The 18,020-nt window shown below is 34.9% G+C and carries 19 protein-coding genes, 2 tRNA genes and 1 pseudogene; 7 read left to right on the forward strand and 15 right to left on the reverse strand.

Going from position 1 to position 18,020, the window contains the following annotated elements:
- Positions 1–17: 17 nt before the first annotated feature.
- Positions 18–90 (reverse strand) — tRNA-Gln (locus J5U23_RS12285).
- Positions 91–252: 162 nt separating this feature from the next.
- Between J5U23_RS12285 and J5U23_RS12290 the strand changes: the two genes are divergently transcribed.
- A tRNA-Thr gene (locus J5U23_RS12290) sits at positions 253–342 on the forward strand.
- Between the two features lie 11 nt (positions 343–353).
- Here J5U23_RS12290 and J5U23_RS16045 read toward each other — a convergent pair.
- From J5U23_RS16045 to gcvT, 9 genes and pseudogenes are all read right to left on the reverse strand, one after another.
- Positions 354–467: pseudogene (locus J5U23_RS16045) on the reverse strand (ribbon-helix-helix protein, CopG family); the annotation flags it as partial.
- 82 nt (positions 468–549) lie between these two features.
- Positions 550–1,719, reverse strand: coding sequence for a SufD family Fe-S cluster assembly protein (locus J5U23_RS12300; RefSeq protein WP_218258473.1), 1,170 nt, complete (start codon positions 1,717–1,719; stop codon positions 550–552).
- Positions 1,706–3,145: a Fe-S cluster assembly protein SufB gene (sufB, locus tag J5U23_RS12305; RefSeq protein WP_012711302.1), complete on the reverse strand. Its 1,440-nt coding sequence runs from the start codon at positions 3,143–3,145 to the stop codon at positions 1,706–1,708. Before sufB ends, J5U23_RS12300 begins: the two co-directional genes overlap by 14 nt.
- 65 nt (positions 3,146–3,210) lie before the next feature.
- The gene (sufC, locus tag J5U23_RS12310; protein ID WP_012711303.1) at positions 3,211–3,957 is read right to left on the reverse strand and encodes a Fe-S cluster assembly ATPase SufC; all 747 of its coding nucleotides are present in this window, start codon (positions 3,955–3,957) and stop codon (positions 3,211–3,213) included.
- Between the two features lie 16 nt (positions 3,958–3,973).
- Positions 3,974–4,975 carry an AbrB/MazE/SpoVT family DNA-binding domain-containing protein gene (locus tag J5U23_RS12315; protein ID WP_218258474.1) on the reverse strand — a complete coding sequence of 334 codons (1,002 nt, stop codon included), beginning with the start codon at positions 4,973–4,975 and terminating at the stop codon, positions 3,974–3,976.
- A 72-nt stretch (positions 4,976–5,047) separates the two neighbouring features.
- Entirely contained in the window at positions 5,048–5,419 is a 372-nt protein-coding gene (locus J5U23_RS12320; protein ID WP_218258475.1) for an alpha-crystallin domain-containing protein, read from the reverse strand.
- A 6-nt stretch (positions 5,420–5,425) separates the two neighbouring features.
- Positions 5,426–6,181, reverse strand: a complete 756-nt coding sequence (locus tag J5U23_RS12325; protein WP_218266329.1) for a proteasome assembly chaperone family protein — start codon at positions 6,179–6,181, stop codon at positions 5,426–5,428.
- Positions 6,174–6,587 (reverse strand): glycine cleavage system protein GcvH, encoded by a 414-nt coding sequence (gene gcvH / locus J5U23_RS12330; RefSeq protein WP_218258477.1) that lies wholly within the window; start codon positions 6,585–6,587, stop codon positions 6,174–6,176. The genes J5U23_RS12325 and gcvH overlap by 8 nt, the downstream gene beginning before the upstream one ends.
- Before the next feature lie 11 nt (positions 6,588–6,598).
- On the reverse strand, positions 6,599–7,639 hold the full coding sequence (gene gcvT / locus J5U23_RS12335; RefSeq protein ID WP_218260848.1) for a glycine cleavage system aminomethyltransferase GcvT: 1,041 nt from the start codon (positions 7,637–7,639) through the stop codon (positions 6,599–6,601).
- A 34-nt stretch (positions 7,640–7,673) separates the two neighbouring features.
- On the opposite strand from gcvT, the gene gcvPA reads away from it, so the two are divergent.
- Entirely contained in the window at positions 7,674–9,041 is a 1,368-nt protein-coding gene (gene gcvPA, locus J5U23_RS12340; RefSeq protein WP_218266330.1) for an aminomethyl-transferring glycine dehydrogenase subunit GcvPA, read from the forward strand.
- Positions 9,022–10,551, forward strand: a complete 1,530-nt coding sequence (gcvPB, locus tag J5U23_RS12345; protein WP_218258480.1) for an aminomethyl-transferring glycine dehydrogenase subunit GcvPB — start codon at positions 9,022–9,024, stop codon at positions 10,549–10,551. The genes gcvPA and gcvPB overlap by 20 nt, the downstream gene beginning before the upstream one ends.
- Here the strand turns inward: gcvPB and J5U23_RS12350 are convergent.
- The 3 genes from J5U23_RS12350 to J5U23_RS15925 are packed head-to-tail and all read right to left on the reverse strand — an operon-like array spanning position 10,544 to position 11,593.
- Positions 10,544–10,969, reverse strand: a complete 426-nt coding sequence (locus tag J5U23_RS12350; protein ID WP_012711311.1) for a signal peptidase I — start codon at positions 10,967–10,969, stop codon at positions 10,544–10,546. The two genes, gcvPB and J5U23_RS12350, sit on opposite strands and share 8 nt — an antisense overlap.
- Positions 10,950–11,279 carry an eL43 family ribosomal protein gene (locus J5U23_RS12355; protein ID WP_218258481.1) on the reverse strand — a complete coding sequence of 110 codons (330 nt, stop codon included), beginning with the start codon at positions 11,277–11,279 and terminating at the stop codon, positions 10,950–10,952. Before J5U23_RS12355 ends, J5U23_RS12350 begins: the two co-directional genes overlap by 20 nt.
- Before the next feature lie 5 nt (positions 11,280–11,284).
- Positions 11,285–11,593 (reverse strand): hypothetical protein, encoded by a 309-nt coding sequence (locus J5U23_RS15925; protein ID WP_244988794.1) that lies wholly within the window; start codon positions 11,591–11,593, stop codon positions 11,285–11,287.
- 29 nt (positions 11,594–11,622) lie between these two features.
- Here J5U23_RS15925 and eno point away from each other — a divergent pair, with 29 nt between their 5' ends.
- The gene (eno, locus tag J5U23_RS12360; RefSeq protein WP_218266331.1) at positions 11,623–12,882 is read left to right on the forward strand and encodes a phosphopyruvate hydratase; all 1,260 of its coding nucleotides are present in this window, start codon (positions 11,623–11,625) and stop codon (positions 12,880–12,882) included.
- Here eno and J5U23_RS12365 read toward each other — a convergent pair.
- Positions 12,879–13,130 (reverse strand): hypothetical protein, encoded by a 252-nt coding sequence (locus J5U23_RS12365; protein WP_218266332.1) that lies wholly within the window; start codon positions 13,128–13,130, stop codon positions 12,879–12,881. The genes eno and J5U23_RS12365 overlap by 4 nt on opposite strands.
- Before the next feature lie 96 nt (positions 13,131–13,226).
- Here J5U23_RS12365 and cdvA point away from each other — a divergent pair, with 96 nt between their 5' ends.
- The 3 genes from cdvA to cdvC are packed head-to-tail and all read left to right on the forward strand — an operon-like array spanning position 13,227 to position 15,956.
- Complete coding sequence (cdvA, locus tag J5U23_RS12370) at positions 13,227–14,024, forward strand: cell division protein CdvA (protein ID WP_280638386.1); 798 nt, start codon at positions 13,227–13,229, stop codon at positions 14,022–14,024.
- Between the two features lie 18 nt (positions 14,025–14,042).
- A complete protein-coding gene (gene cdvB, locus J5U23_RS12375) occupies positions 14,043–14,822 on the forward strand; it encodes a cell division protein CdvB (protein ID WP_012711316.1) in 780 nt (259 codons plus the stop codon).
- 15 nt (positions 14,823–14,837) lie between these two features.
- The gene (cdvC, locus tag J5U23_RS12380) at positions 14,838–15,956 is read left to right on the forward strand and encodes a cell division protein CdvC (RefSeq protein ID WP_218258484.1); all 1,119 of its coding nucleotides are present in this window, start codon (positions 14,838–14,840) and stop codon (positions 15,954–15,956) included.
- 25 nt (positions 15,957–15,981) lie between these two features.
- Here cdvC and J5U23_RS12385 read toward each other — a convergent pair whose 3' ends face one another.
- Positions 15,982–18,015 (reverse strand): DNA topoisomerase I, encoded by a 2,034-nt coding sequence (locus tag J5U23_RS12385; protein ID WP_218266334.1) that lies wholly within the window; start codon positions 18,013–18,015, stop codon positions 15,982–15,984.
- Positions 18,016–18,020 lie beyond the last annotated feature (5 nt).

Here is an 18,020-nt window from a genome sequence, read left to right on the forward strand (position 1 = left end):
CATACTTACTAGCTAGGTAGCCGGGCAGGGATTCGAACCCTGGTCCCAGGGGCCAGAGCCCTGGATCCTTGACCACTAGACTACCCGGCTATATTTAAATAAGGGAACATTACTTAAAAGTTTATTACCACGTAGATAAGAAAGACCAAGCCTAGATAAAAAAGACAAGAAGAATAAACGAGAATTGGAAAAACTTACTCCTTCCTTTACCGCAATAAGCTTTAAATCTTATTATATGATAGTTTTCTTAATGCCGCCGTAGCTCAGCCTGGTTAGAGCGCCGGCCTTGTAAGTTACTGCCTAGATAGCCGGCGGTCGCGGGTTCGAATCCCGCCGGCGGCTTCTTCCAAATATTTTTCTATAGCCATTCTAATTACTTCGCTTCTACTCATTCTACTATTTAATGCAAATAGATCTAGTTTTACTAAAAGTTCCTCCTCTGCTTTAAAAGTGATTACTCTAACCAATTTTCCTCTTTTATAAATCGGTTAAGTAGTATATTATAGGAAAATTTCTATTATAAGCAAATAGAGAGGGAGTTGAGTGAAACTAATATCCCAAAGACTTCAAGATTTCTTCTATCCTATCCTTAAGCGTCTCTGGATCTTGCTCTTCAATTATAAAACCCCTTATTATAATCCCTTCAGCCTCTCTTTTACTTAACCCCCTAGTTTGTAGATAGAAGATTTGATTTTCGTCTATCCTACTTACTGCAGCAGAGTGTTTAGCCATAACTACTCTGCCAGTTTTTACTTCAAGCATGGGAGAAACTACTGCTTTAGCATCTTTTCCTAAGACTAATGATCTACCAATTATCGATGTGGAAGAGTTAATTGCAGTCTCATCTATAGTTGCAATCCCCCTTACCACAGTAAACGCTTGATCGTTGGAGATTGCCTTCATAAAGCCATTGCTTACACTCCTCTGGCCTAGATGAATGACATTATTAACTACATCTATCTTATTGCTGTGCGTCCCAAAAGCTCTTGATGAGAACTCACTTACACTGCCCTCCTCTAGCCTAGTGTTAAATTGAACATGACCCATTTTATTACCGTTCACAAATATTGATGAATGCATTGTACCTTTTATGTTAGCCTTAATGTACGAGAAAAGAAGACTGTTATCGCTAGAGAAGTTCACAAATTGGAAATCTAAAGTAGAATCATCTTCTATATCAACAGATATGATTGGAGTTATTAAGGAGCCTTCACCAAGATTTAGAACTTCATAAATTACCTTGATTTGTTTATCTTTAGGTACGTTAATTATTAGATGTGAAGGTGAAAGATATTTGTTTTTATTGACGACATGCCTAACGTGATACTCTCCTTCGTTACTTATTGTTATCCGCCTAGAGAGAGAATAGGCAAGTGATACTAATTTATGCTCATCACTACTTATAACATTATCATTCAATAAGTCATCTACTTGTATGTTATTTTTCGGAATTGTTATAGTGTCATCTATAATTTCAATTATATTTTCAGTTTCACTATATTTTAGTTGTTGCCTAGAAATGTCACTGAGGTTTAATGAGTCGTATAAGTCCCATTCAGTATAATGTTTGATAGTTGGTGAGTCATGTATCAATTGATATGGCTTAGAAAGATACAAAGAAAACGCTTTTTCCCTCTCTCCTCTATCTTGTGTAAAGTTTTCATTAATTATTTTTTTAGCTAATTGTATATCGACTACTCCCAACTTAAGCCACTGCACCTAGCTTATCTAATTCTAACTTTATAACCTTATTTAACATGGTAGCGTACTCAAATGGAAGTTCTTTCATGATCTCATCTATGAACCCTAATACTAGCATCGAAGTCGCCTCTTTTTCATCTATACCCCTTGTCATTAGATAGAAGAGTTGATCCTCATTCATTCTGAATGTGTGCGCTTCATGTCCTACGTCTGCGTCTTCCTCTAACACTTGATTATGTGGATACGTGTAGGCTTTAGTTTTATCATCAAGCATTAGAGAGTCGCACTTCACAAATGCCTTAGAACCTACTGCCCCTTTATTTACTTTAATTAATCCTCTATATACGTTAACACCACCATTGAAACCAATATTTTTGTTTACCACTTTGCTCTTAGTATAAGGTGCAGCATGGATCATTTTCGAACCACTATCTTTCCACTCACCCTCTCCACTGGTCATTGTAACTACTAAACTGGTTGATGAAGCGTTCTTCCCTCTAAGGATAGTTGACGGGTATACAAAACTGTACTTGGAACCTAATGATCCTTCAACCCATTCCACAGTCGAATTTTCGTCAGCCCATGCTCTCTTATTATTGAAATTAATCACGTTTTTGCTCCAGTTCTGGATTGTAGTGAACTTTATGTAAGCGTTCTTTTTTGCGTATAATTCTACCATACCATCATGGAATGAGTATTTCTTAAGTTGTGGTGCTGTACAGCCTTCAATAAAGTGGATATACGATCCCTCGTCAGCTATTAGTAGAGTGTGCTCAAACTGTCCTTCAAGCTCCGATCCTATTACGAAGAATCCTTCTACTGGTGTTGTTATCTTCACATTCTTTGGAACGTATACGAATACACCCCCACTCCATAATGCGCCATGTAAAGCAGCAAACTTGTGATCAGAGGCTGGAAATATCTTCATAAAGTACTCCTTCATAAGGTCCGGATATTTATTCACAGCTTCATCTATTGGTAGCATTACTACTCCTTTTTTCATTAGTTCAACTTTAACGTTAGAGTAAATTGGTTCTGATTCTAATACTGCTACAAGACCTCCTAGGAACTTTTTCTCACTTTCAGGTATACCTAATTCATCGTAATATTTTCTTATTTCTGGTGGTAGCTCTTCCCAGCTTTGGGCTTTATCGACACCAGGCTTAACGTAAAGTTCTAATGCTGAAATGTCTAAACTTGATAAAACGTCTGGTAACCAATTTGGCGTAGGTAATTTTTCGAATAATTCTAAGCCCTTTAATCTTAATTTTAACATCCATTCTGGTTCTTTCTTTATTCTGGAAATTTCCTCTATCGTAGATCTGCTTAATCCCGATTCTACTATTCTTCTATGAAATTCTAACTGGTTAAGTTTATTGTACTTGGCGTCTATAGTAGCGTTTATTATTTCATGAAGATCTAATGATATTTTATCTTCTTGCATACTTATAACCTATTCTTTAACTCTGTTAAAGATGAATATAAGTCTATCTTTAATAAAAAATAAACTTATGAATTCCTCTCTAGGACTGCTTCATATCCTTTTTCGTCAATTAATTTGGCTAGTTCCATTCCTCCTTCCGCTATAATCTTCCCCCTATACAATACGTGAACTTTATCTGCACTTATGTGATCTAAAATTCTCCTATAATGGGTTATTATTAGATAGCCAACATTTAATTCATTCTTAAGCTTATTTATAAAATACGAAATCATTCTAAGTCCATCAACGTCCACACCAGAATCTGGTTCATCTAAAATAGCTATCTTAGGCTTTAATAGAAGCATTTGTAGTATTTCTACCCTCTTCTTTTCACCACCACTAAAGCCTTCAAACACTCCCCTATTCAATAAAGAATCTGCTATTCCAACTTCTTTGCTAATATTTTTAACTTTTGATATTACCTCCATTACTGAAGCGTTAGCACCACTTACCTTATTGTACTCTGCAACTAAAAGTGTCGATAACCTAACTCCGGCAATTTCTATCGGATTTTGAAAGGCCAAGAAAAGACCTCTTTTAGCTTTCTCATGAGGTTCTAAATTAGTTATATCCTCACCATCTAATGTTATCCTTCCCTTAGTAATTTTATATTTGGGATGTCCCATTAACGCCAAGGACAATGAAGTCTTACCGCTCCCGTTTGGACCCATTAATGCATGTATTTCTCCGCTCTTAACTTCAAGATTTATACCTCTAAGTATTTCTTTGCCTTCAACCTCTACATGTAAATCCTCTATTTTTAACGTTACCATACTCTATCCTCTCCTTTTACGCCGTTAAATCTTTTTCTATCCAAGGTAAGTCCTCTAAGAAAATCCCACACATGGAATTGTTTAGAGCATTTTCTAATAGATTTACTAAATCTTCTAAATACAAATTAAATGAGCTCGGTAAGGAATCCTTGATTTTTAAGAGATTTTGTCTTATTTGCGATATTAGATTGAATCCATTTGATATTCTTTTTACACTAGGGAATAGGACGCTCATCACTATCTCATCTAATACATCATTTATACTAGTGAAAATCGATTTTAACGTATCTGTCTGGCTCGGGCTAACATCAAAGTTACCTCTAAGTTCAGAAATCTTTGACACTACATAATCTATATTTATCAAAATAGATATATTCAATAAAATAAATGAATTCCTATAATATTCCGTACTACTGGATTGATACTTATTTCCTATTATTCTCCTAAGTAACATCAAATATATTTTCCTTAAATCGTCATTATTAGTTATACCGATTTGATGGGTTGTATTAAAATTAGTTAGAAACTTGGATACTTCGTCAATTCTTTTTGAGATAATATTTAATATACGTCTCAGTAAGGATTCAACTCCGACTTTCTCTGTATCTAGTAAACACTCTAATTTGATTTTTTTCTCGGAATTCTCAACGACTTCTGCTCCAACTAGATGTTTAGATATGTAGAGAACATCTTCGAAATCCTTTTTAGTGAAATCTTTCTTTGTTTCAAAAACTATTTCATCGAATCCCAAAATGTATAGACATGGAATTATATTAATTAATGGCTGTTTTAACGAGTCTGCATCAACTAATATTGTCTTTTTCCCTGCGTTAGACTTAGCTTTCTCTGCTATTAGCCTTAAACTACCATCATCCAAGGCCTCAAGAATTACCTTGTCACCCGGCTTTATGCTCCATTTATTTATCCATTTTTTTGGAAGTGTGATAAATAATGATGAAGAACCTAATTTCTGGACTTTTCTAGTCTCTATATCCCTGGCTATTTTTTCCTCACTCAAAAGTAGTCCCTCTATATTATTTTCTTAAACAGTGTTTATAAAAGTCTTTCAAACTCTTAGAAAAGCTAATACTTAATCTTTTCTACGCTTTACAGTAATTTTAACTAACCATTTTACTCTTGTAACAGATAAACTGTCAATATCAGCATCTTCTGGTACCTTTACATTTAGAACATACTCCTTATTACTCTTATCTTTACAACTGATTTTTAGACTATTATTGTTTTCAACTTTTACATATATTGTAGATATGTCAACATTAGGAATGTCGATCAAATAGTAATAGAAATCCTCAGATTCATAAAAGGAATATAGGGGAACGTTGTATTTTTCAATTTCCTCTTTAATTTCGCTCTCTATCCTTCGGAACTCTTTCTCCATCCTGCTTATTTCCTTTTCTATCATTGACTTTACCATATCATATAAGTCCTTGTATGCAGGCATTGAAGGTCACGCATATGTGTATGGACGCAATCCAGAGTAGTTTGGGAGTTCTTGTCTTGTCTGTTGCATCAAGCCCTTAATTCTTACTCTAATTTCCTCTGCTTCTTTAAGTAAGGAAGAAGTATCAACTTTAAATCCTAACATCTTAGATAATATATCTAAGGCTACTGCAGCTGCTTCGGGATCAGGCAAATCTAGAAATGATTCAACTACTATAACCAAATTTCTGATAAACTTTTTAGCAGATTCGAATAAAATAGGAGCATAGGGCCCAGTTACGTAACCTTCTACAAATTTCTTCATTAAATTCAAACTATCTAACTCTTTAGCGAAATCCTCAGAACTAACCACCCAATAGGGAGTTGGCTTCTCTAACTCTAATCTATTTGGCACTGGGACTCCGGTTATCGATATTATCGTCTGTATCCCATATTTCTCTGCATAGTCTACAACTAAATTTGCCAAATGATGTATACTATTTGCTGGGATTGCAACCCAAGAATGAAGTAAAAGGAAGTTATCATAGTGATATAAACGTATAGGTGACTTAGCTACTCCGTTAACTACATGAGAAATGGGGGGCAAATATTTGTGTGAGTAAATTTCTCCATATTCTTTTAAATTTAGAGAATTAATCAAAAATTCTCCAGATATACTACCCACTAAGCCAGCATCTGGTAAGCTCACTAATAAATACGATGGTCTACCTATCTGAGGAACATATCTTTCCCTAATTTCAAACGCTTCACTCAATTCATCCACCCTTTATTTTTTCAATATATTTTTCTGGGCTAAGTAGTTTTTCCTTTTCCTCTGATAGTTTAGACGCCTTTAACTTGAAAATCCAGCCTTCACCATAAGGATCCTTATTTATTATCTCTGGATGCTCAAGTAATTTATTGTTTACCTCAACTATTATCCCACTTAACGGAGAGAAAATATCTGCTGCAGCTTTTACAGATTCTATAACTCCCACAGATTCTCCTGCCTTCACCTCTTTCTGCAGCTGAGGTAATTCAATTCCTACTATATCTCTTAACTTCTTTTGCGCATAATCAGTTATTCCAACCACCACCACGTTATCGTTGGAAAGTACTACCCATTCATCAGTCTCCGTATATAATCTATCTGTCAAAACTACATATCTACCTACTTTCATCTCATTCATATAATATTCACCTAGATAAATGGAAACTCGTCAATTTTTATATCATACTGTTTACTTCTAATTTCCACTGCAAGATTATAGCCTAGATAGAAGTACTTGGGATTTACATAACCCATACCTATAACTCTATTTAAGTAAGGAGAAAAAGTGCTACTCGTCACATATCCTGCCTCATTTCCAAGTGAATATATCTTAGATAGGTGCCTAGGTATAATCCTCTCGCCTTTTTTCATCTTAAAGCCTATCCTAACTTTCTCGATACCACTCTTTATACGTTCAACTAAGCTATCTTTTCCTATGAAATCCTTTTCCAGCGAGAAAACCCAATATCTTGCTTCAACCGGAGTAATGGTCTCATCAATATCTTCTCCATAAAGAACAAACCCCATCTCTTGCCTTAAACTGTCTCTTGCAATCAAACCAGCAGGCTTTATTCCGATTTTCACTAAATCCATAATTAGTTGTCTGCCAATATCTAATGTAACCCAAACTTCTAACCCATTCTCACCTGTCCATCCAGATTTGCTAACTAAAAAAACGTCATATCCCATAAATTTAGTATTAAGCTTAAATTCTAATGGTTTTAATTCATTTTTACCTAAAATTTCTTCTAATTTCCTACCTTGAATAGCAATCATGCCGTATTTGAATGTTAAATCTTCTACATCCAAATTTGAATTGGATTTTATCCAATTTACAATTTTCTCTCTATTTATTGCATTCGTTACAATTAACCATTCATTTTCAGATACTTTATAAACCATTACATCATCTTTAAAGCCAGCCTTATCGTTCAAAAATGCAGTAGGCCCTATCATATTTCCAGAATTCGTCTTGCTAACTTCCTTAGCTACTAACATTTCAAACTCCTTTGGATTACCTTTAACTCTTAGTCTGCCCATATGAGATAAATTGAAAAACGCTACTGAACTTCTCACACTCATATGCTCTTCTGCATAACTGGTGAAGTTCATTGGCATTTCCCAGCCAGCGAATTCTCCAAAATTAGCTCTCAACTTTTCCTCAAGGTCATGGAAAGGTGAAACAAACATATATTAAAAATGTCTTAAAGTTGTATTAAGGCTTATGTATAAGCATCCTTGGCTTCCAAACCTAGACCTAATAGATGAGATGCTGAAAGAGATAGGAGTAAACTCCCTTGACGAATTGTTTAACGATATACCGGCTGAAATCAAAATAAATAGATTATTGAACGTAGCAAAAGGCAAACCACTATCAGAATATGAAATTGAAAAAGAAATCAATGAAAAAGTGAAGAAGAACGTAGAGCTAGAAGCGCCACCTTTTATTGGAGCTGGTATTTGTCCCCATTACATCCCTAATGTCGTGAAATTTATCATAGGTAGATCAGAGTTTTATACATCATATACTCCGTATCAACCAGAAATTTCTCAAGGCCTATTACAAGCATTGTTTGAATATCAAAGTTTAATGGCTGAGCTACTAGACATGGATGTAGTTAACGCTTCAATGTATGATTGGGGTTCAGCTTTAGCTGAGGCCGTTCTAATGGCTAATAGAATAAATGGGAAAAAGACTGTATTGGTCCCTGAAAATGCTAACCCGTTTCATAAAGAAGTACTAAGAACATGGATTCAAGGAAAGGGGATAAAAATAGAGGAAGTTAAATATGACAAGAATTATGGCGAACTTGATTTAGAGGATCTGGAGAAGAAATCTAATATCGATGACATATCTGCAATATATATACAACAACCAAATTTCTTTGGGATCTTTGAAAGTAATATTGAACATGTAATTGATGTTGCTAAACATAAAAGAGCATTAAGTATTGTAGGAGTTAATCCACTTTCACTTGGTCTAATAAAGCCACCTGGAAGCTACGAAGCTGATATAGTTGTAGGTGATGGTCAAGAATTAGGGCTTCCATTGAATTTTGGAGGACCTTTAATGGGAGTATTTGCAGTAAGATGGGATATGAGTTTGGTAAGACAAATGCCAGGTAGAATAGTGGGAATTACAAAAGACATAAATGGCAAAATGGGATTTACGCTAATTCTTCAAACTAGGGAACAATTCATCAAGAGGGAAAAGGCAACATCTAACATAACTACAAACGAAGCCTTACTTGCTATAGCTAATGCCGTCTATTTAAGCTTGTTAGGAAAAGAGGGAATGAGAGAGCTTGCAGAAGAGATTTACTTCAGAAGTCACTACGCTGCTAAAAAGTTGACTGAAATAGATAACGTAAGCATGCAATTTAGGTCGGACTTTTTTGAGGAATTTGCAATTAGATTTCCTATAGACTATGATAAAATAAGTAACAAACTAAAAGAAAGAAAACTACAAGGGGGACTAAAATTGTCCGATTATACATCTCTCTTTTGTGTAACTGAAGTTCATGATAAGAAGTCAATAGATCTATTAGTATCAACGATACAAGAGGTGATAAATGGTGTGGAGACAAGCTAAATGGAACGAGCCTTTAATATTTGAGCTAAACAATAGTGGTGCAACTAGACAAGGTCTCTTGATAAATAAGGATGATGATATAAGAAGCGAGATAAAGGAAATGAAAATACCTAAAAATCTACTGAGGGAGAATGGACCGAATCTGCCTAGTTTAAGCGAGCTAGAGGTAGTAAGACACTTCATCAGATTATCTCAGATGAATTTTGGCGTAGATGTTGGAATTATGCCATTAGGTTCATGTACAATGAAATATAATCCAAAAATTGAGGAAAAAGCTACGGCGATTACGGAATCACATCACCCTTTAGAAGATGAGGATCATGTTCAAGGAATACTAGAGATGATTTACGAACTTCAGAATTGGTTTAGTGAAATAACTGGTATGGATGAATGTAGCTTACAAGTACCTGCTGGATCTGCTGGTGAGTTCGCTGGAGTACTAATGATTAAAAAGTATCATGAGGATCACAATCGAAATTATAAAGATACAATGCTAGTCGCAGATACTGCTCACGGAACTAATCCTGCAAGTGCTGCAATGGCTGGATACAAGGTTATGTATGTGAAATCAAATGGAGAAGGGCTTGTGGATATGGACATCTTAAGAGAGATCGTAAATGATAAAACTGCAGGTTTTATGCTAACCAATCCAAATACGTTAGGATTATTTGAAGAGAATATCCTGGAAATCTCTAAGATAATACATTCTGCAAATGCAATACTATACTATGATGGAGCTAATTTAAATGGAGTATTAGGTATTGCGAGACCAGGGGATATGGGATTTGATATTGTGCATTTAAATCTACATAAGACATTCGCTGTTCCACATGGAGGAGGTGGACCTGGAGCTGGAGCAATTTGTGCAAAGGGTGAACTTGTTAATTACCTCCCATATCCAATGGTAGAGAAAGTAAATGGAAAGTATAGATTAAGTAAGATTCCGAAGAATAGTGTTGGTAAGATAGCTACATTTTACGGTAATGTGGGTAATTTAGCGCGTAGTTTCGCATACCTATTAGGATTAGGACCCCAAGGTGTTCAAATGGTAGGAAAAATGAGCACTTTGGCAACCAATTATCTCATAGCTAAGTTAAGAGACGTTAAAGAGCTAGAGTTGATTGCACCAAATAGACATAGAAAACATGAGGTAGTATTCAGCGTGAAACAGTTATTGGAAAATTATGGAGTAAGCGCTAACGATGTTGCCAAAGCCTTACTTGATAGCGGATTTTACGCTCCAACTATATACTTCCCACCGATTATCGAAGAAGCGTTAATGATAGAACCCACGGAAACAGAGAGTAAAGAAACTTTAGATATGTTTGCTGAAGCTCTCAAAAACATCGTAGAAGATGCTAAAAGAAACCCAGAACAACTTCTAAAAAGTCCTAGTAATACAAGTATTGCAAGATTAGATCAAGCTTATGCTAATCACCCTTCTACTATAACGCCAACGTATAGAGTGTTAAGGCTGAGGAAGATGGGTAAAATAAATTACCTTAAATAATAGATGAGAAAAGTATGGATATGTATCCAAGATAAGGTATTGAAAATGTAAAATTACCAAACTCTATTATCTTCCCTACCACTAAATTTTTCGGTATACCACTAGCTGGTTCTAGTCCGATCCTATTATCTGGTATCGGATTAGTTATTTTGTCTACACCTTGAGTAATATAATAACCATTATCTGTGGCTATTACTCTGTGAATTACGTAGTTATTAAAATATGGAGATTTATATATTATCACATTACCTACATTAATGGAAATTGGTTTAACGTAAAAAGTTAATGCACCATTTTGAAATACGGGATACATTGAAACTCCTTCTACGCTCGCACTTTGTACGATGTTAGAAAACATTAAAATATATATCAATGCAATAAATAAAATAATGATTATATCACTCTTCTTCATCTTCATCTAAATCACTTAAGTCTAATTCTATAACCTCCCCTTCATTAGCTTTTTCCTCAGAATCCTTAGATTCTATTTTCTTAACGCCCTTCTTACCTTCAATCTCTACTGAAGAACCTCCTGCCTTTATCTTAGACACCACAGATTTCCATTTATGGCCACAATTCGGACAAACAAAAGAACCCATAACTGTTATTGTAATCCTGCCGTAAGAATCTGGAAGAGGTGAAACTAGTTGCCATGTTTTCTGTGCCTTCTCTACCTTTGTCCCACAATTTGGACAAACGTATGGGTCAATTTGTTTCTTTTTTGGCATCAGTTCTATAATCCAGTTAAAGGATTAATAAATATCTGTATAATTACTGCCATAAATAAGAACGTAACTCCTGAGTATATAATTCTAAACCTCCCTTTATAAACAATAAATAAATTAATGCATAAAGACATCAAAACCAGCAGTGTAATTAAAACAGAAGGTGAGTATATTAAACCTACCAGATGAGGTGCTAAAGACCATGCAACTAGAAATAGTCGTTCGTTACTTATTTTATCTTTTAAAAATCTAGAGAAAATGAGGGAAAGTAAACCATATGCTAAAAACACTATCGAGGCCATGCTAGGAGTTAACATTTAATTATTGCTAATTCACTTCAGTAAATATGATTAACCGTTTTTCCATAGAGAAGGTTAAGGGATTAGAAATCATAGATTCTAGGGGCAATCCCACCATAAGAGTTTTCATAAGAACTAATGACGGTGTTGAATCCTTTGGAGACGCGCCAGCAGGAGCTTCTAAAGGAACAAGAGAGGCAATCGAAGTCAGGGATGAAAATGGGCTTACGGTGAAGAGAGCTGTGGATATTGTAAATTACATAATAGATCCTGCGTTACACGGAATCGATGTAAGAGAACAAGGTATAATCGACAAAATACTAATAGATATAGACTCCACTGAGAATAAGTCTAAATTAGGAGGAAACACAATAATTGCAACATCCATAGCTGCATTAAAAACAGCTTCTAAGGCCTTGGGCCTAGAGGTTTTTAAATACATAGCTGGGCCTCGGTTACCTAAAATCCCAATACCTTTACTCAATATAATAAATGGCGGCTTACATGCTGGAAATAAGCTAAAAATACAAGAATTTATCATAGTACCAATTAAGTTTAATACTTTTAAAGAAGCTTTTTTCGCTGCCATAGAAGTATATAGAAATCTAAAAGGGCTAATATCAGAGAGATATGGTAAAATTTACACAGCAGTTGGAGATGAAGGAGGATTCTCTCCACCTTTAGAAGAGACTAGAGAGGCCTTGGATCTGATATATACTTCAATAAATAATGCAGGCTATAAAGGAAAAATATATATGGGAATGGACGCTGCAGCGAGTGATTTCTACGATACTAAGAAAGAGAAATATATAATAAATGGCAAAGAATTGAATCCCAATCAATTACTTGAATTTTACCTCGACTTAGCTAAAGAATATCCCATAGTGTACTTAGAAGATCCATTCGAAGAGAATTCTTTCGATATGTTCAGTGAACTACAAAATAAACTAAATTCGACAATCGTCACTGGAGACGACCTATATACTACGAATATAAAATATCTAAAAATAGGTATAGAAAAGAGATCAACTAAAGGTGTTATAGTTAAGCCTAATCAAGTCGGTACAATATCTGAAACATTTGAATTTACTAATCTTGCTAGAAGGAACTCAATAAAGTTAGTAACTAGCCATAGAAGTGGAGAGACGGAAGACAATTTCATAGCAGAATTTGCAGTGGGAATTGAATCAGATTTCATAAAGACTGGTGCACCGGCAAGAGGAGAAAGAACTAGCAAATATAATAAACTATTAGAAATAGAAAATAAATTTGGATTGGAATATGGAGGAAAATATTTCTATCTTTAAGGCAATAATATCCCTAACAATACAAGGAAAATTGCTATTCCTAGTAAGAACAATATGAACTCCTTAGTTGACATTGATGGAACTGCTCTAGCTGCCTTCGTTAAACCATAAATTATACCACCTATTATAATGATAAGCAAAAGAGCGAAGCCTATAAGAACTAGTATATAGCTTATTGGCTCTATGTTTAGGTTGCCTACTAGATGAGAAAGCTGCGAGGATATATTACTAAGAGCTTGGGTTGACATAACTCTATTCGAAATAATAATTAATGTTCACTATGCTTTTTAAGCTTGGTCACATAATATTCCCTGTTGATGATGAAGGTTAAAAGCTCCTATTAGATGACGAGTCTCCGCTATCTGAAGAGCCCCAATCTTTATAAGTATTACTTAAAAGACCAAATATTTTTGAGGAGTATTACCATGCCCGTATCGTACGAAGCACTAACGAAATTTATTGGACAAAAGGTTAAAGACATTTATGGAAGGGAGTTCGGATACCTAATTCACGTATACAGCGAGATAGATGGAAGTATAACTGGGATTGAGGTGGCTCAAGGTTCTTCTATCTTGACTATTGGACCAGAAAGGATAAAATTAGATGGAGATAGTATATTAATTCTCCCAGATTGGAAAGCAGAAGCAATAAGAATATTAAGCCTAATGGAAAAAATTAGAAAAAGGCAGAGAGCGTTAGAGGAATTATACAATAAACAAGAGATTCCTAAAAGCGATTATGATGACATGAAAAGGAAACTTGATACTGAGATGTTAAAGCTAAAGGACGACCAGAACAAGTTAAAAGGAAAATTAAAATCGAGACTTAATGATATAGAAGATCAATTAGCTCATATAGATAAAGCGGTGATCTCACTAAAGATGAGTTATATCTCATCTGAGATTCCAGAAAATGCGTATAAAGGTTCAATGGAAGTTCTGAGGCAGTCGAAGGATAGTTATACATTAGAAAGAGATGATATTAGAAAAACTTTAGATAGATTAGACTCGTTGGATAAAGAATCTATAGAACTTAAGCCTTTAGGCTCCTTGTCTACCTCACAACAAGGTGAGGCAAAGAGCGATCAGTCCAAATCGGAAATACCATTGCCAATACCGGTAAAGGTAATAAATACTCTTTAACTAAACTAGTGAGTTAGGATGTTTGATAAGTTACCATTTATTTTTAACAATGAGAAGAGGCGAAAGGCTCAACTAGGTAAGATACTCACTGAGATATCACTAAAATTAAAAGATCAACAAACCAGATTAGAAGAAGCCATAAGAAGGTTAAAGGATAGAGATAAGGAATTATTTGAGAAAGTAGTAAGGGCACAAGTAGAAGGGGATGATGCAAAAGCTAAAATATACGCTCAAGAAATAGCTGATATTAGAAGAATAATAAAGGTAATTTATACAGCATTCTTAGCTATTGAGAAAGTTAGGCTAAAACTAGATACCGTACAAGAACTGCAAGGCGTTTCTTTAGTATTATATCCCGTTGCTAAAATATTAGGAGATTTGAAGGATCAAATAAAAGGAATTGCTCCAGAAGTTGCGATAGCCTTAGACTCTATCATAAGCAGTGTAAATGGCATAGCAGTAGAAACGGGTGCAATAAATGATAGAGGAGTAGTTCCTGCGGTAGTAGATGAGCAAGCTAGACAAATTTTGGATGAAGCGCAAAAAATGGCTGAAGTAAAAGTTAGGGAACTATTGCCAGATTTACCACACCCACCAATAGAGCAATCGTCAAGAGTGTCACAATCTAGACCCGCGGTAAGAAAGATCACTGAAAGGGAACTATTGGATTACATAGTAAATAATGGCGGCTTCTTAGATATAGAGCACTTTAGCAAAGTATATGGTGTTGAAAAACAGGAAGTAGTAAAGCTTCTTGAAGTGTTAAAGAGTAAGGGGTTAATAGCGGTAGAGAGTTAATAGGGGGTTATGTAGATGAGTGCTCAAGTAATGCTAGAAGATATGGCTAGAAAATACGCTATCCTTGCAGTAAAAGCTGATAAGGAGGGTAAGGTAGAGGATGCAATAACGTATTATAAGAAAGCCATAGAGGTTTTGAGCCAGATCATAGTCCTTTATCCAGAATCAGTAGCGAGAACTGCGTATGAGCAGATGATTAATGAGTACAAGAAAAGAATAAGTTATCTGGAAAAAGTCTTGCCAGCCTCTAGCGATGGTGGAGGAGATGGTACAACTACACCTGAGGAAGTGGTAGTTACCGAGAAACCAAAGGTCTCGTTTAAAGATATAGTTGGTTTAGATGATGTGAAGGAGGCATTAAGAGAAGCAATAATATACCCAACTAAGAGACCAGATCTATTCCCCTTAGGCTGGCCAAGAGGAATTTTGCTATATGGTCCTCCAGGTTGTGGTAAAACTATGATAGCTGCAGCAGTAGCAAATGAGATAGACTCCATTTTCATACAACTAGATGCTGCGTCAGTAATGTCAAAGTGGTTAGGAGAAGCTGAGAAAAATGTAGCAAATGTGTTCAAAATGGCTAGGGAAGAGTCTAAAAAGCAAAATAAACCTGCTATAATATTTATAGATGAGCTAGACGCATTGCTAGGAGTTTACTCTACTGAGGTAGGAGGAGAAGCAAGAGTAAGAAACCAATTTCTGAAGGAAATGGATGGGCTTTTGGACAAATCAGAAAACTATAAAGTGTATGTTGTAGGTGCTACAAATAAGCCTTGGAGGTTAGATGAAGCCTTCTTAAGAAGATTTCAAAAAAGAATATATGTACCATTACCTGATTATGAACAACGATTATCGCTATTCAAATATTATACTTCGAAGATTAAATTGGATACTGAGGTAAGCCTAGAAGAGTTAGCTAAATTAACTGAAGGATACACAGCGAGCGATATTAGGGATATAGTTCAAGCAGCACATATAAAAGTTGTCAAAGAAATGTTTAAGAATAATTTAGGTGAACCAAGAACAATTACACTCCAGGACTTTAAGGATATATTAAAAGTCAGAATGCCAAGTGTTAATCCAGAATTAATAAAGGCTTATGAGGCGTGGACAGAGAAGTTTAAGGCATTATAGGAACTCAGTTACCCCAGAGTTTACCTCATCTTTTCAGATTGGCATGACTTTCATCATTCATGTTAAGCATGTAAGTTACTATATCTTTTACGTATTTACCCGTTGATTTACTACTACTGATTCTCTTTAAAATCTTTTTATGATCATATTTTGTCCTTTCCTCCCAAATTCTCACAGCATCTAAAAGCTTAGTTTTGGCTTCATAGTGATATTTACATAATCCATCCTTATACTGCTCCAGATCACAAAATTTACACTTTACAATTTTTATGAGGCCTAAAGCTTTAGCTAAGGACTCTCCTACTCTATCTTTATTTGCCTTATATTCATCTATAAATTTATTTAATTTTTCTATGTTTTCTTTAATAACCTCGCTTTCTAAAATTTTGCCAGTCTTTATCATTTCTAATTTATTTTCCATATCTGCAGTCATTCTAACATCAACTATATCCGGGAAAAATTTGTTTAATAGCTCAGCAATATAGAAACCTAATTTTGTCGGGACTATATAGCTCCCGTTACTAGTCAAATATCTCCTCTTCACTAGGATCTCAATTATTCTTCCTCTAGTAGCCTCTGTACCTAAGTCAGAAGATTCCATCCATTTAAGTAATGAAACCTTTGTATATCTAGAAGTGGGTTTACTTAAACTAATATTTACTTTTCCATCTGAAATTATACCCTCATCACCTTTTGAGAGAAGTATTGGTTTATCTTCTCTTACATTATGAAAGTGATATATATCTAGCCAATTTCTCTCTAGTATTTTTGTATATGAGACTGAGAACTCTAAGGGAAAATCAGCCACTTTCAAGGTGTAAATAGTGTTTGATAGTTTAGCATCAGCAGATACTGAAGCCAAAAATCTTCTTGCTATTAGGTCATATATCTTGAATTTGTTATTAGGTAAATTTTTAGGAGGTTCGCCAGTAGGGTGAATTGCGGGATGTGCAGGGTCGTCCTTAAAGCCTTGCCTAACAATATATTTCCCTCTTGTAATTTTCCTCACTAAATCAACTAGCTTTCTATACGAACTATTCTCCAAACCTTTGATTATATTGTAAATATTAATAGTTGAAGGTATTTTTTGACTATTAGTTCTTGGGTAACTTATTAGTCCGTCCAAATAAAGATCTTCTGCTATACGTTCTACGTTATATGGAGATATACCATATATTCTGCCAGCTTCTACCTGGAGATCAGTGAGATTAAATGGAGGAGGTCTTTCTAATATTCTAATCTTATTTTCAACTTGCGTAACTTTTACGGTCTTATTTATTAATTTATTCAAAAATTCCTTTGCTTCAGCAAGTTTTTCGAATTCCTTATTTATCTTAATATTCAGTGAATAATCTTTAATTTTTACGATAACTGAAACAGTAAATTTAGGTAATGGAATAAATAGGTTTCTTTCAATTTCAGAGTTGACAACTTGGACAAGAGTTGGGCTTTGAACCCTGCCCGCACTTAATATCACTCTTTTCTTTGCGAAATCTTGTAAAGAAATCATAAGAGCTCTACTAACATTAATTCCCCATAACCAGTCAATTTTATGCCTAGCTACTCCAGCGTTTATCATATCGTAATCTAATGTAGACATATTCCTAAATGCTGATAATATGTCACTTTTAGTCAGCGCTGAAAATTTCATTCGTTTAGCTTTCTTAATATCACCTAGATATTTGATTATTAAATAGCCAATTACAGAGCCTTCTATGTCGTAATCACATGCATTGATAAAGCCTAAAGCGTATTTGCTAAGAGACGAGATAAGTTGATAGTATCTTTTTGTGTAGTAACTATTCTTATCAATCTCCCATAAAGGTTTCCAGTCGGCATCATATACAGGGAAACCACTCTTCCCTTGTAACCCAAAAAGATGTCCTGCCGCAGGGACAACAACATATTTACTGTTATCATGATCTTTTATTATCCAATAGTTAACGTTATATTTTCTACATAAAATAGGTTTCTCTGAAAGAGCTTCAGCAATTTTTTTCGCCGCTTTTGACTTTTCTGCAATTATAAGGTAATAGTTGTTTACATTACATAAATTCATCTTAT

It is taken from the genome of Saccharolobus shibatae B12 (assembly GCF_019175345.1).
GTDB lineage: Archaea > Thermoproteota > Thermoprotei_A > Sulfolobales > Sulfolobaceae > Saccharolobus > Saccharolobus shibatae.

Bases quoted from the DNA above. Each gene is read 5' to 3' on its own strand.
- sufB (WP_012711302.1), bottom strand. From the start codon at position 3,145: ATGCAAGAAGATAAAATATCATTAGATCTTCATGAAATAATAAACGCT.
- J5U23_RS12385 (WP_218266334.1), bottom strand. From the start codon at position 18,015: ATGAATTTATGTAATGTAAACAACTATTACCTTATAATTGCAGAAAAG.
- cdvB (WP_012711316.1), top strand. From the start codon at position 14,043: ATGTTTGATAAGTTACCATTTATTTTTAACAATGAGAAGAGGCGAAAG.
- cdvA (WP_280638386.1), top strand. From the start codon at position 13,227: ATGACGAGTCTCCGCTATCTGAAGAGCCCCAATCTTTATAAGTATTAC.
- cdvC (WP_218258484.1), top strand. From the start codon at position 14,838: ATGAGTGCTCAAGTAATGCTAGAAGATATGGCTAGAAAATACGCTATC.
- gcvPB (WP_218258480.1), top strand. From the start codon at position 9,022: ATGGTGTGGAGACAAGCTAAATGGAACGAGCCTTTAATATTTGAGCTA.
- J5U23_RS15925 (WP_244988794.1), bottom strand. From the start codon at position 11,593: ATGTTAACTCCTAGCATGGCCTCGATAGTGTTTTTAGCATATGGTTTA.
- J5U23_RS12355 (WP_218258481.1), bottom strand. From the start codon at position 11,279: ATGCCAAAAAAGAAACAAATTGACCCATACGTTTGTCCAAATTGTGGG.
- eno (WP_218266331.1), top strand. From the start codon at position 11,623: ATGATTAACCGTTTTTCCATAGAGAAGGTTAAGGGATTAGAAATCATA.
- J5U23_RS12350 (WP_012711311.1), bottom strand. From the start codon at position 10,969: ATGAAGATGAAGAAGAGTGATATAATCATTATTTTATTTATTGCATTG.
- gcvT (WP_218260848.1), bottom strand. From the start codon at position 7,639: ATGTTTGTTTCACCTTTCCATGACCTTGAGGAAAAGTTGAGAGCTAAT.
- J5U23_RS12320 (WP_218258475.1), bottom strand. From the start codon at position 5,419: ATGCCTGCATACAAGGACTTATATGATATGGTAAAGTCAATGATAGAA.
- gcvH (WP_218258477.1), bottom strand. From the start codon at position 6,587: ATGAATGAGATGAAAGTAGGTAGATATGTAGTTTTGACAGATAGATTA.
- J5U23_RS12365 (WP_218266332.1), bottom strand. From the start codon at position 13,130: ATGTCAACCCAAGCTCTTAGTAATATATCCTCGCAGCTTTCTCATCTA.
- sufC (WP_012711303.1), bottom strand. From the start codon at position 3,957: ATGGTAACGTTAAAAATAGAGGATTTACATGTAGAGGTTGAAGGCAAA.
- gcvPA (WP_218266330.1), top strand. From the start codon at position 7,674: ATGTATAAGCATCCTTGGCTTCCAAACCTAGACCTAATAGATGAGATG.